This is a genomic window from Bradyrhizobium quebecense (assembly GCF_013373795.3).
Taxonomy (GTDB): domain Bacteria; phylum Pseudomonadota; class Alphaproteobacteria; order Rhizobiales; family Xanthobacteraceae; genus Bradyrhizobium; species Bradyrhizobium quebecense.
On sequence record NZ_CP088022.1, the window covers coordinates 5,383,534 to 5,396,063 of the forward strand.

The 12,530-nt window shown below is 65.7% G+C and carries 12 protein-coding genes; 7 read left to right on the top strand and 5 right to left on the bottom strand.

The window, feature by feature from the left end:
• The first annotated feature begins 196 nt into the window (after window positions 1–196).
• Genes HU230_RS25955 through HU230_RS25970 form a run of 4 tightly spaced genes read left to right on the top strand, consistent with a single transcriptional unit; the run spans window position 197 to window position 3,088 of the window.
• Window positions 197–517 carry a c-type cytochrome gene (locus tag HU230_RS25955; RefSeq protein ID WP_224944208.1) on the top strand — a complete coding sequence of 107 codons (321 nt, stop codon included), beginning with the start codon at window positions 197–199 and terminating at the stop codon, window positions 515–517.
• On the top strand, window positions 518–913 hold the full coding sequence (locus tag HU230_RS25960) for a VOC family protein (RefSeq protein ID WP_176529271.1): 396 nt from the start codon (window positions 518–520) through the stop codon (window positions 911–913). It abuts the gene before it with no gap.
• Between the two features lie 33 nt (window positions 914–946).
• The gene (locus HU230_RS25965; RefSeq protein ID WP_176529270.1) at window positions 947–1,495 is read left to right on the top strand and encodes a gluconate 2-dehydrogenase subunit 3 family protein; all 549 of its coding nucleotides are present in this window, start codon (window positions 947–949) and stop codon (window positions 1,493–1,495) included.
• 24 nt (window positions 1,496–1,519) lie between these two features.
• The gene (locus HU230_RS25970) at window positions 1,520–3,088 is read left to right on the top strand and encodes a GMC family oxidoreductase (RefSeq protein ID WP_176529269.1); all 1,569 of its coding nucleotides are present in this window, start codon (window positions 1,520–1,522) and stop codon (window positions 3,086–3,088) included.
• A 78-nt stretch (window positions 3,089–3,166) separates the two neighbouring features.
• Here HU230_RS25970 and HU230_RS25975 read toward each other — a convergent pair whose 3' ends face one another.
• Entirely contained in the window at window positions 3,167–3,490 is a 324-nt protein-coding gene (locus HU230_RS25975; RefSeq protein ID WP_176529268.1) for a ribbon-helix-helix domain-containing protein, read from the bottom strand.
• Between the two features lie 233 nt (window positions 3,491–3,723).
• Here HU230_RS25975 and mutL point away from each other — a divergent pair, with 233 nt between their 5' ends.
• Window positions 3,724–5,541 carry a DNA mismatch repair endonuclease MutL gene (gene mutL, locus HU230_RS25980; RefSeq protein WP_176529267.1) on the top strand — a complete coding sequence of 606 codons (1,818 nt, stop codon included), beginning with the start codon at window positions 3,724–3,726 and terminating at the stop codon, window positions 5,539–5,541.
• 230 nt (window positions 5,542–5,771) lie between these two features.
• The gene (locus HU230_RS25985; protein ID WP_176528479.1) at window positions 5,772–6,800 is read left to right on the top strand and encodes an IS110 family RNA-guided transposase; all 1,029 of its coding nucleotides are present in this window, start codon (window positions 5,772–5,774) and stop codon (window positions 6,798–6,800) included.
• Between the two features lie 326 nt (window positions 6,801–7,126).
• Here HU230_RS25985 and HU230_RS25990 read toward each other — a convergent pair whose 3' ends face one another.
• The 3 genes from HU230_RS25990 to HU230_RS26000 all read right to left on the bottom strand — a co-directional run bounded on the left by HU230_RS25990 (window position 7,127) and on the right by HU230_RS26000 (window position 10,707).
• Window positions 7,127–7,735 carry a hypothetical protein gene (locus tag HU230_RS25990; protein ID WP_176529266.1) on the bottom strand — a complete coding sequence of 203 codons (609 nt, stop codon included), beginning with the start codon at window positions 7,733–7,735 and terminating at the stop codon, window positions 7,127–7,129.
• Window positions 7,736–7,828: 93 nt separating this feature from the next.
• On the bottom strand, window positions 7,829–8,386 hold the full coding sequence (rsmD, locus tag HU230_RS25995; protein ID WP_176529265.1) for a 16S rRNA (guanine(966)-N(2))-methyltransferase RsmD: 558 nt from the start codon (window positions 8,384–8,386) through the stop codon (window positions 7,829–7,831).
• 197 nt (window positions 8,387–8,583) lie between these two features.
• On the bottom strand, window positions 8,584–10,707 hold the full coding sequence (locus HU230_RS26000) for a pseudouridine synthase (RefSeq protein ID WP_176529264.1): 2,124 nt from the start codon (window positions 10,705–10,707) through the stop codon (window positions 8,584–8,586).
• A 141-nt stretch (window positions 10,708–10,848) separates the two neighbouring features.
• On the opposite strand from HU230_RS26000, the gene HU230_RS26005 reads away from it, so the two are divergent.
• Entirely contained in the window at window positions 10,849–11,295 is a 447-nt protein-coding gene (locus HU230_RS26005) for a nucleoside deaminase (protein ID WP_224943568.1), read from the top strand.
• A 329-nt stretch (window positions 11,296–11,624) separates the two neighbouring features.
• On the opposite strand, the gene HU230_RS26010 is transcribed toward HU230_RS26005, so the two are convergent.
• Window positions 11,625–12,527 (bottom strand): alpha/beta fold hydrolase, encoded by a 903-nt coding sequence (locus tag HU230_RS26010; RefSeq protein WP_176529263.1) that lies wholly within the window; start codon window positions 12,525–12,527, stop codon window positions 11,625–11,627.
• Window positions 12,528–12,530: the final 3 nt, after the last annotated feature.

A 12,530-nucleotide genomic window follows, 5' to 3' on the forward strand; every position in this document is an offset into this window, starting at 1 on the left:
AAGGATCGGTTCCGCGCCAAATCGCCGCCCAGCTTTGTTCTGCTGTGAAACAGCCCGCTACTACCAACGGCCGATTTCAGCCTCCTACAGTCAGCGCACAGAGGCGGTGATGTATATGACAAAGCTGCGTGCGAGGTGGACGTTGGCGCTGGGATTTTGCAGCGCGATGTTTGCAGTGCAAATGACGGCTGCGCAGATGCCTTTGCCTGCCGCCAAGCCGCCCGACGGGGCGACGCTGTTCAAGCAGCAATGCGCGACCTGCCACACGTCAAACACGACAGATCCCATTCGGCAAGGACCGTCGCTCTACAAGGTCGTCGGCCGCCATGCCGGCAAGGCTGACGGCTTCAAATATTCCGCGGGCTTCGCCGGAGCGGATTTCGTCTGGGACGACGCCAGGCTCGATGCCTGGCTGACCAATCCGCAAGAGGTGATCCCAGGCGCCGTGATGGCCTACCGGCAGGCCAAGCCGGAAACCCGCGCCATGATCATCGCCTATCTGAAGGAGCTGAACTGAATGGCGAAACCCGTGCATTCGATGATCCGCGTGTTCGACGAGGCCAAAGCGCTCGACTTCTACAAGCGTGCGTTCGGGCTCGAGATCGCGGACAATCTGCGATTTCCCGATTTCGCGCTGATCTATCTGCGCCATCCGTCCTCGCCCTTCGAGGTCGAGCTCACGGTCAATTTCGACCGCAAGGAGCCCTACACGCTCGGCGACGGCTACGGCCATCTCGCTGTCGTCGTCGATGACCTCGATGCCGAGCATGCGCGCTTCGAGAAGGAGAAACTGTCGCCCGGACCGCTGCGCGACTTCAAGCACGACGGCAAGACGCTGGCGCGCTTCTTCTTCGTCTCCGATCCCGACGGCTACAAGATCGAGGTGATCCAGCGCGGCGGGCGCTTCGGCTAATCCAATTGCAAAATAAAATGACGGAGGAAACCCATGAGAGAAATCGATCGACGCAGCAAATATGACCGGCGTGTGTTCCTCAAAGGCGCGGCTGCTACCGCACCGGCGGTCGCGATCGCGACATCGACCGGGCTCGGCATCACCGATGCGTGGGCCGATGAGGCGGGCACGCTGACGCCGGCCACCATGAAGACATTGCTGAAGATGGCGCGCGACATCTATCCGCACGATTTCCTCGGCGACAGCTACTACATCACGGCGGTCAAGCCGTGGGATGACAAGGCGGCGAAGGATCCGGCCATCAAATCGCTGATCAATGAGGGCGTAACCCGGCTCGACCAGGCGGCCAACGACCGCCACAAGAGCCCCTATGCCCAGGTCGCCTGGGAAAACGATCGCGTCGCGCTGCTGCAGCAGATCGAGGCAAGCGCGTTCTTCCAGAAGATCCGCGGCGACCTCATCGCATCGCTCTACAACAACAAGGAGGTTTGGCCGAGGTTCGGCTACGAGGGCTCCTCCGCCGAGCATGGCGGCTACATCAAGCGCGGCTTCGCCGATATCGACTGGCTGCCGAAGGCGTGAAGCGGACAACGTCGGGAGGACACAATGGCAAAATTCGATCTGAATGACAGCGGCGTTGTCGTGATCGTCGGCTCCGGTGCCGGCGGCGGAACGCTCGGCAATGAACTGGCGCAGAAGGGCATCAAGGTCGTGATTCTGGAAGCCGGCCCGCGCATCGAGAACCAGGACTTCATCAACGATGAATGGGACAGCTTCGGCCAGCTCGCCTGGTCGGACATGCGCACGACGTCGGGAAGCTGGCGCGTCCACAAGGATTTCCCGAATATTCCGGCCTGGATCGTGAAGGCGGTCGGCGGCTCGACCACGCATTGGGCCGGCGCCTCGCTGCGCTTCGACGAGCACGAGTTCAAGATCAAGTCGGCCTATGGCGGCATCCCCGGCGCCAACCTGCTGGACTGGCCGATCACGCTCGCCGAGATGGAGCCGTGGTACGCCAAGGCCGAGGACAAGATGGGCGTCACCCGCACCAACGGCATCCCCGGGCTTCCCGGCAACAACAACTTCAAGGTGATGGAAGCCGGCGCCAAGAAGCTCGGCTACAAGGAGGTGCACACCGGGCGGATGGCGATCAACAGCGAGCCGCGCGACGGCCGCGGCTCCTGCCTGCAGATCGGCTTCTGCTTCCAGGGCTGCAAGTCGGGCGCCAAATGGTCGACGCTCTACACCGAGATCCCGAAGGGCGAAGCCACCGGCAACCTCGAAGTGCGTGCCGGCAGCATGGTGATCAAGATCGAGCACGACCAGTCCGGCAAGGTCACCGGCGTGGTCTATGCCGATGCAACCGGCGCGATGCAGCGCCAGAAGGCCCGCGTCGTTGCGGTCGCCGGCAACTCGATCGAGAGCCCGCGGCTCTTGCTCAACAGCGCCTCCAGCATGTTCCCGGACGGGCTCGCCAATTCGTCGGGCCAGGTCGGCCGCAATTATTTGCGGCACATGACCGGCAGCGTGTATGCGACCTTCGAGAAGTCGGTGCATATGTATCGCGGCACCACGATGGCCGGCATCATCCGCGACGAGGCGAAGAACGATCCGAAGCGCGGCTTCGTCGGCGGCTACGAGATGGAGACGCTGTCGCTCGGCCTGCCCTTCATGGCGGCGTTTCTCAATCCCGGGGCCTGGGGCCGCAGCTTCACCAGCGCCATGGAAGGCTATCCGCGGATGGCCGGCATGTGGCTGGTCGGCGAGGACCTGCCGCAGGAGACCAACCGTGTCACGCTGGATCCGAGCATCAAGGACAAGTTCGGCATGCCGGTCGCGAGCGTGCATTTCGACGATCATCCGAACGACGTCGCGATGCGCGATCACGCCTACAAGCAGGGCGCCGCGGTCTATGAGGCGGTCGGCGCCACCGTGACCTACCCGACGCCGCCCTACCCCTCGACCCACAACATGGGCACCAACCGGATGAGCGAGAAGCCGCGCGATGGCGTGGTCAACAAGTTCGGCCAGACCCACGACATCAAGAACCTGTTCGTCTCCGACGGCAGCCAGTTCACGAGCGGAGCGGCGTGCAACCCGACGCTGACGATCGTGTCACTGGCGATCCGGCAGGCCGACACGATCGCCGGCGCAATGCAGCGCAAGGAAATCTAGGGTCCCTCTAACTGAAGCGGCCCTTGTCCAATTCGGACAAAGGCCGCTTTTCTTTTGCGCAACGGATAGGCGGAAATTCTATTCCGCCGCATCCATGATCGCTGCAGCCGCCGGACGATAGTCCGGGACGACAGCCGGCGCATTGGCCTTGGCGCGGTAAATCAGGCAGGAGCAGCGCAGCAGCGAGGCAAAATTGTTCACCTCGCCATGATGGTCGAGCACCTCGTTGTGCAGGGTGGTGAGGAACTTGGCCAAGGTCATGCCTTCCTTGGCCGCGATTTCCTCCAGCGTATCCCAGAACGACATTTCCAGCCGGATCGAGGTGCAATGGCCGTCGATCCGCAACGAACGGGTCTGCGATTCATAGTCACGCTGCGGCTGGTGCGCGAAAAGATGGCACATGGCGTTCCTCCGGCAAGACCTTATAATTTTTCTAAACGATATACCTGCCCGTGCGGCCCCACAATCGCGACGTAGGGCGTAACGTGCCAGCCGCCGAAGACGAGCATCTTCAAGACGATAGGCCGGAATCATCCCCAACCTGTATCGGCCATGCCGGAGCTGTCCCATGTATTTGCCGGCGCGGCGACTTATAGTGACGGCTAGGCTCGAATCGCTCTCCGAACGTTCAATCCATGCCCGTCCGCCAGCTTCCCGAACAGCTCGTCAACCGCATCGCCGCCGGCGAAGTGGTCGAACGCCCTGCGAGCGTCGTCAAGGAACTGGTCGAGAACGCGATCGACGCCGGCGCGAGCCGGATCGACGTATTCACCGACGGCGGCGGGCGGCGGCGGATCGGCATCACCGACGACGGCGGCGGCATGACGCGCAACGACCTCGCGCTTGCGGTCGATCGCCACGCCACCTCCAAGCTCGACGACGAGGACCTCTTGCGCATCCGCACGCTCGGGTTCCGCGGCGAGGCGCTGCCGTCGATCGGCGCGGTCGCCAAGCTCGGCATCACCACGCGCCATGCCAGCGAACCGCATGCCTGGTCGCTGGCGGTCGAGGGCGGCGAGAAGTCGGAGGTCATGCCGGCTGCGCTCGGGCAGGGCACCCGCGTCGAGGTCAACGAACTCTTCTATGCAACGCCGGCGCGGCTGAAATTCCTCAAGACCGACCGCACCGAGGCGGAGGCGATCCGCGAGGTGGTGCGGCGCCTCGGCATGGCCCGGCCCGATATCGCCTTCACGCTGGCCGGCGAAGAGCGTGCGCCGGTCACATGGGCCGCGGCGCTGCCCGGCGCTGCCGGCCGGCTGACGCGGCTCGGCGACATCCTGGGCGCGGACTTCCGCGCCAGCGCAATCGAGGTGCGCGCCGAGCGCGAGGGCGTCACGGTCGAGGGCTTTGCCGCCGCGCCGTCGCTGACCCGCGCCAACGCACTTGGGCAATATCTGTTCGTCAATGGCCGCCCGGTGCGCGACAAGCTGATCCTCGGCGCCGTGCGTGCGGCCTATTCCGACTATCTGCCGCGCGACCGCCATCCCGTGGTGGCGCTGTTCGTCACCTGCGACCCGCAGGAGGTCGACGCCAATGTGCACCCGGCCAAGACCGAGGTGCGCTTCCGCAACGCCGGCCTGGTGCGCGCGCTGATCGTGCACGCTCTGAAGGACGGCTTGGCGCGCGAGGGCAAGCGCACCGCGGCGAACACTGCCGATGGCGCGGCGCTCTCGGCGTTCCGCCCCGCCTTCACGCCGCCGCGCCCGGGCAATTGGGACTGGCGCAGCTCGCCGTCGTATCCGGTCAATCCGATGCGCGCGTTCGAAGGTGCGACGGCGCCCGCCTTCGCCGAACCCGGACAGGCCGCCTTCGATGTCGGCACCCCGACCGCGGATGTCCGCTTCGAGGCTGCGCCTGCGCCCGATCTGCTCGACCGGCCGCTCGGCGCTGCGCGCACCCAGATCCACGAGACCTACATCGTCTCGCAGACCCGCGACGGCCTGATCGTGGTGGACCAGCACGCGGCGCACGAGCGCATCGTCTACGAGAGACTGAAGGCCTCGCTGGCGAAGAACGGCGTGCAGCGGCAGATCCTCTTGATCCCGGAGATCGTCGAGCTCGATGAGGCGACTGTCGAAAAGCTGCTCGATCGCGCCGAGGAGCTGGCATCGTTCGGGCTCGCGATCGAATCCTTCGGTCCCGGTGCGGTCGCCGTGCGCGAGACGCCCTCGCTGCTCGGCAAGGCCAATGCGGCCGGGCTGCTGCGCGACCTCGCAGAACATATGGCCGAGTGGGACGAGGCGCTGCCGCTGGAGCGCCGGCTGATGCACGTCGCCGCCACCATGGCCTGCCACGGCTCGGTCCGCGCCGGGAGACGCCTCAAGCCGGAAGAAATGAACGCGCTGCTCCGCGAGATGGAAGACACGCCGAACTCCGGCCAGTGCAACCACGGCCGCCCGACCTATGTGGAATTGAAGCTGAGCGATATCGAGAAGCTGTTCGGGCGGCGATAACCGCCGCACATTCCGTCGTCCCGGGCAAGCCAACGGGTCGGCGCAAAGCGCCGCCCGATGACAGGCTCCGCGCGACCCGGGACCCATAAACTCCGATGTCTGGGTCGAGAGAAGTTGGGGCCACAGCGCGCTTCCACAATGCACATTTGTGGTTGATGGTGTGGACGGCCCCCTACGGCATCAGTGTGCCAGAATGAGGTTGTTGTAAATCTCAGACAAGGAGACCGTCCGTGAGAGAGATTATCCGTATTGGGATGGATACGTCGAAGCATATTTTTGTGCTGCATGGAGTTGACGCGGCGGAACAGCCGGTGTTGCGCAAGAAGCTGTCGCGCAAGCAGGTGCTTGAGTTTTTTGCCAAGCTTCCGCCGACCGTGATCGGGATGGAGGCCTGCGGGGCGGCTCATTACTGGGGGCGCGAGCTTGGCAAGCTTGGCCATGAGGTGAAGCTGATAGCGCCGCAGTTGGTGAAGCCTTATGTGCTGCGGAACAAGAACGACGGGCGAGATGCGGATGGGGTGTGCGAAGCGATGGGCCGACCGCGGATGCGGTTTGTGCCGGTGAAGAGCGCCGAACAGCAGGCCGCGCTGATGCTTGCAGGTGTCCGCGATGGGCTGATCGGCCGCCGTACCCAGCTCAGCAATGCGATCCGCGGCTACGCGGCGGAGTTTGGCCTGATCGCGCCGAAGGGGTTGGACAAGATCGAGCCGCTGTTGGCCCGGATCACGCAGGACGAGAGCGTTCCCGCTATGGCGCGCGAGCTGTTCGCCATGCAGGGCCGTGACTATGCGCAGTTGCAGGGTGAGCTGAAGGCGGTCGAGGCCAGGCTGCTGGCCTGGCACCAGGCCAACGCCACAAGCCGTCGTCTGGCCCAGATCCCCTCGGTCGGTCCGATCATCGCGACCTCGCTTGTGATGAAGACGCCGGACCCGCACGCCTTCCGCTCCGGCCGCTTGTTCGCGGCCTGGCTCGGCCTGACGCCCAAGGACCATTCCACCGCCGGCAAAACCAGGCTCGGCAAGATCACCCGCGCTGGCGACGAGACCCTGCGTCGCCTGCTCGTGGCCGGGGCGACCGCGGTGATCCGGCAGGCAAGGCTCGGGCGCGGCCACCCCTCGCGCTGGCTCGTGGCGTTGCTCAGGCGCAAGCCGCCGAAGCTTGCGGCCGTGGCGCTCGCCAACAAGGTGGCCCGCATCGCCTGGAAGCTGATGGCGACCGGCGAGAGCTATGATGCCGCACGCATGAACGCTGTCACCTAACAAGTCGGCCGGCCGGACGTAGCGCTCGCCGGACGAACCGGAGCTGCAAGAGCAGATGGAATGATCGATCGATCCAGAACGCGAGACAAGCCGCGGGACCCATTGGCCTTCACAAGGTCGCCAGGTTGTTTGGCACTCGCGTCGCGGAAACCATCTTGGCCCAGCGATCAACACGATCGCATCAAACAGGCCGGACATATGGATGACAGCGATCCGACCAATCCCAGAAAGCTCTTGTGCCACGGGGGCCGTCCACATATGGGTCCCTGCTCCCGTGCGCAATTGCGCACTAGGCAGGGACGGCAGATCAGGGCATCCTACGAAACCTATCGCGCGAACACCTCCAGCGCCGTCCGAAGCTGTGCGATCCATTCATCGCCGTCCTCGAACCCGCCTGCCGCGATCCGCTTGCACACCTGATCGAGATCATCGCCATCGGCTGCCTGCTTGCCGACCTGCCGCGCAATCGCAGCATAGCCCTCCGTCAGCAGCACCAGACCCGGCGCATTCGCGGCAACATATTGCTCGTGCGCCTCGCGGAAGAGCTGCGAGGCCTCGTCGTATCGGCCGAGCGCCAGATCGAACGCCCCCACCATCCAGACGCCCGTTGCCTCGCGCAGAGGTCCGAGCTCCAGGGTCCGCACCAGCCCGAGCGAGCGTTCTGCAAGCTCGCGCGCGGCGAGCAGATTGTCTGGGCTGATCGGCTTGTCGGAAACGCTCCAGCCCGGCCAGCAATCGGCCGCCGCGTTGAACGTCCACCGCTGAACCATTGTGAGCGCTTCACGCTCGTCGCCATCCTGCGCGCCACAACCACGCTCGATCTGGTCGGCGGCATCGCGCGCGGCTGCAAGCAGCGCTGCGTCATCACCCGCACGGCGCAACGCCTTGACGTGCGTCTCCAGCTGACCGGCCAGTCCGGCAAGAGTGTCGGCCATGGTTCGCGCTCCGCAAACGGCGTTGAATCAGTCTGGGGGTGGAGAAGGCGCAACCACCATAAAGTCAGCGGATGACGCTGACACCAATGCGCCCTACACTTTTTCGCGAAGGAACACGAACTCGGTGTCGTCATAGGCGCGCCGCTCGAGCTCCTCGAACCCTTCGGGCGCCGCGAACGCCGCGGCCTTGGCCTCCTCGACCACGAGCAGCGCGCCCGGCGTCAGCCAGCCGCCGTCGCGCAGCGAGGCGAGCGCCTTGTCGGCGAGCCCCTTGCCATAGGGCGGATCGAGGAACACAAGCGAGAACGGCTCGACCGGATGCGCAGGTCCGAGATCGGTGGCATCGCGGCGATAGACCTTGGTCGTCCCGCCAAGGCCGAGCGACTCGACATTGTTGCGCAGCAGCGCCCGCGCCTCGGCGCCATTGTCGACGAACAGCGTGAACTTCGCGCCGCGCGAAACCGCCTCGATACCGAGCGCGCCGGTGCCGGCAAACAGATCGAGCACGCGCGCATCCTCAATCGGATTGTCGTAGGCGTGGACGAGGATATTGAACACGGACTCGCGCAGGCGGTCCGCGGTCGGACGGATGTCGCGGCCCGACGGCGAAGCGAGATTGCGGCCCTTCAGCCTGCCCCCAACGACGCGCATTACAGAGCTCGGATGTTTGCCGCACGCGCGGTGCGTTCCCTCCCCCCTTGTGGGGGAGGGCTAGGGAGGGGGGTGCCCCACGGGAGGTCTGAGCAAGCGGTACCCCCTTCCCCAACCCTTCCCCACAAGGGGGAAGGGAGCAGAGAGTGCCGTTCAGCAACCATCGCGGCAAAAAACGCGCGGCCCATTCTGTTCCTCTACTCGTCCTTCGGCGTGAGATCGCGCTTGCCGTGATAACCGCGCTTGGGACGGCGCGGCGGGCCATAGCCGTTGGCCTCGTCCTCGTTGCGGGCGCGGGCTTCCTCGCTGCCGGTGCGTTGCACCAGCACGCGGCGGCCCTTGCGGTCATTGATCGTTTCGCGCTTGCTGGGCTTCGGCTTCCTGGCGGGCGCATCGTCGCCGTCGCCGGCGTCACGCTGCTCCGGCCGCGTGAAGTCCGCACCTGCGACCTTGGCGATCTTCTCGCCGAGCTGCTCGCGCAGCACCCGCGTCTTGACCTCCTCGACCTTGCCCTCCTCGAGCTCGCCGAGCTGGAACGGGCCGTAGGAGATCCGGATCAGCCGGTTCACCTCGAGCCCGAGATGCGCCATGACGTTGCGCACCTCACGGTTCTTGCCCTCGCGGATCGCGAATACCACCCACACATTGGCGCTCTGGTCGCGCTCCAGCGTGGCATCGATCGGCCCGTATTTGACGCCATCGACCTCGATGCCGTCCTTGAGCTGGTCGAGCTGGCCCTGCGTCACCTCGCCATGCGCGCGCACGCGGTAGCGCCGCAGCCATCCGGTGTCGGGATGCTCCAGCGTCCGCGCCAGGCCCCCGTCATTGGTGAGCAGCAGCAGGCCCTCGGTGTTGAAATCGAGCCGGCCGATCGAGATCAGCCGCGGCAGGCCCTCGGGCAGATTGTCGAACACGGTCGGCCGTCCCTCGGGGTCGGCATGCGTCGTCATCAGCCCGCGCGGCTTGTGATACATGAACAGCCGCGTCCGCTCGCGCGGCGGCAACGGCTTGCCGTCGACCGCCACGACATCGTTCTCGGTGATATCGAGCGCCGGCGAGTTGATCACGCGTCCGTTGACGGTGACGCGGCCCTGGGTGACGATCTCCTCGGCATCGCGGCGCGAGGCGAGGCCGGCGCGCGCCAGCACCTTGGCAATGCGTTCGCCCGCCTTCTTCGGCTTCGGCTCGGGACGCTCGCGGCGGTCATCGTAGGAGCGTTCGCGATAGGCACCGCGGCCACCGAACGCCGGGCGCTTGGCAAAGACCTTGCTGTCGTCCTCGTTCTCGCGGCGCGGCCGATCGCCGAAACGGCCTTCGCTGCGCGGATGCTCCTGCCAGTCGGTACGGCCTTCGGGGCGCTCACGGCGGCGATCGCCGGCTTCGTCGTCACGATCCCAGCGCGGCCGGCTGAACTTCGGCCGCTCGTGACGATCGCCCTGCTCGCGGTCGTCGCGGGAGCGCGAGAACCGCGGCCGCTCGCCGCCGCCGCGATCGTCGCGCGGCCTGTCGAAATTGCGCGGGCCGTCGCGGAACGGACGCGAACCACGCTCCGGACGATCGGAGCCGCCCTCGCGCTTCTGCCACGGCTTGGATTCGCCGCGCGGCGGCCGGTCGCCAAAATCCTTGCGCGGGCCGCGATCCGCCGCACCGCGCTTGAACTTGCTGTCGCCGCCGAATTTCCGTGCGGGCCGGTCGCCATCGCGCGAAGGACGGTCGCCGAACGATCGCTCGCCACGCGGCGTATAGGGCCGCTTCTCGCCGTCACGCTCGCGCGGCGCGTAAGGCTTCCTGTCGCCGAACTTCCGATCGGAAGACCGCCCCGCCGGGCGCGCATCATCGCGATCGCGCCGCGGCGGGCGATCGTCGCGATTGAAGTTCGGACGGTCGCCGCGGGGCGTAAAGGGGCGCTTTTCGCCGCCGCGATCTTCGCGCGGCTTGAACGAACGCTTTTCGCCATCCCCGCCGCGATCAAATCTCGGCCGGTCGCCGCGCGCCTTGAACGTGCGCTTCTCGCCATCGCCGTCACGCGCGGGCCGATCGCGGAATGGCCGATCGCCACGGGCATCATCGCGGTTGAACCTCGGCTTGTCGCCGAACTCGCGGCGCGGCGGACGGTCCTCGCGATCGCCGCGATAGGGCCGCTTTTCGCCATCGCCCTTGCCGGCAAACTTCTTGTCGCCAAAGCCGCGCTTGGCAAATTTCTTGTCCGGTCCGCGGGCGGCGCCGGAGCGGCCCTTGCCACCGCCGGCGCGGCCCTGGCCACCGCCGGGCCGATCACGCCGGCCGCGGGGATCGTTGTTTTTGTCGCTGTCGCGGGGCATGAATAATCTCGCTGGACGTTCAATTGGGGTGCAAGGGCAGCCGGGCGTACGCGCCCTGTTGGCAGCGCATTTGACGCAAAACCGGCATCCACTTTTGCTGAAGGCGAAGCTACTAGCAGGTTTCTTCCGATGATACGAGGCATGTCAGCCCCTTCTTTCATGGATTTGGCGCTGAAAACGGCCGAAAACGCCGGAAAAGCCGGCGAAGTTCCGATCGGATGCGTGATTGTCCGGGGTTACGAGATCATCGCAACCGCCAGCAATCGCACCCTCACCGACCGCGATCCGACCGCCCATGCCGAAGTCCTGGCGATCCGGCAGGCCGCCGAGGCCATCGGCACCGAGCGGCTGGTCGATTGCGACCTCTACGTGACGCTGGAGCCCTGCACCATGTGCGCCGGCGCGATCTCCTTGGCCCGCATCCGCCGGCTGTATTACGGCGCCGCCGACCCCAAGGGCGGCGCGGTCGAGTCAGGCGTGCGGTTCTTCGCGCAGCCGACCTGCCACCACGTCCCGGAGGTCTACGGCGCAGTCGGCGAGACCGAGTCCGCGCGCCTCCTGCGCGAGTTCTTCAGGGAGCGGCGGTGACGCTCCCTGAAGCGGGATGAAGTTAGGTTGAATCGGTTTGGCCGCGAATGCGGTTCACCTCTCCCCGGCGGGGAGAGGTCGATTTGCGTAGCAAATCGGGTGAGGGGCCGCAGTACTAACGAGAGACCGTGATCCCTCACCCGGCGCTACGCGCCGACCTCTCCCAAGGGAGAGGTGAACTTCCGCTGCCGCTCCCAGACAAACCTGATCCCATCCCGCTCTAGCCCGGATGAAGCTCCCTCTCATCATTGCGAGCGAAGCGAAGCAATCCATGTCTCGGCACGGGGGTCGAGTGGATTGCTTCGTCGCTTCGCTCCTCGCAATGACCGCTACGCCAGGAAAAACTCCCGCAGCAGCTTCGCCGTCGCGTCCGGCGCCTCCTCGGGCAGGAAATGCCCCGATGCCACCGGCGCCCCGCTGACATTGGTCGCCCAGTTCTTCCAGGTGTCGAGCGGCGTGGTTGCCGCGCTGGCAACGCCGGCATCGCCCCACAATGCCAGCATCGGGATCGTGATCTTCCTGCCGGCATCGACGTCGGCCTTGTCGATCTCGTAGTCGGCATAGGCGCCGGCGCGGTAGTCCTCGCACATCGCATGAATGCGGGCGGGATCGCGGAACGGCGCAAGGTAATGCGCGAGCGCGCGCGGATCGATCGCCTCCAGCGTCTTGGTCCTGGTCTGGCTCGCCATCTTCTCCTTGAGGAAGAATTCGCCATTGTTGGAGATCAGCGTCTCAGGCAGCGGATAGGGCTGCGCCAGGAACGCCCAGTGGTAGATCTTCAGCGCCGAAAGCCGATTGAGCTTCTGCCAGTAGTCATAGGTCGGCGCGATATCGAGCACCGCAAGCTTGGACAGCCGGCCGGGATGATCGAGCGCCAGCCGGTATGAGACGCGGCCACCGCGGTCGTGACCGGCGAGCGCGAAATGCACATGGCCGAGCTGCTCCATCGCCTCGACCATGGTCTTGGCCCAGACCCGCTTGGTGTAGGGCGTATGGTCCTTGTCGCTATCAGGCATGTCGGACCAGCCGTAGCCCGGCAGGTCGGCGATGATCAGCGTGAACTTGTCGTCAAGCTTCGGCGCGACCGTGTGCCACATCACATGCGTCGAGGAAAACCCGTGCAGCAACAGCAGCGGCGGCCCCTTGCCGCCGACGCGGGCGAAGATGCGGCCCTGCGAGGTGTTGAGCCATTTGGATTCATAGCCGGGAAAAAGATCAGCGAGATCAGGCATCGG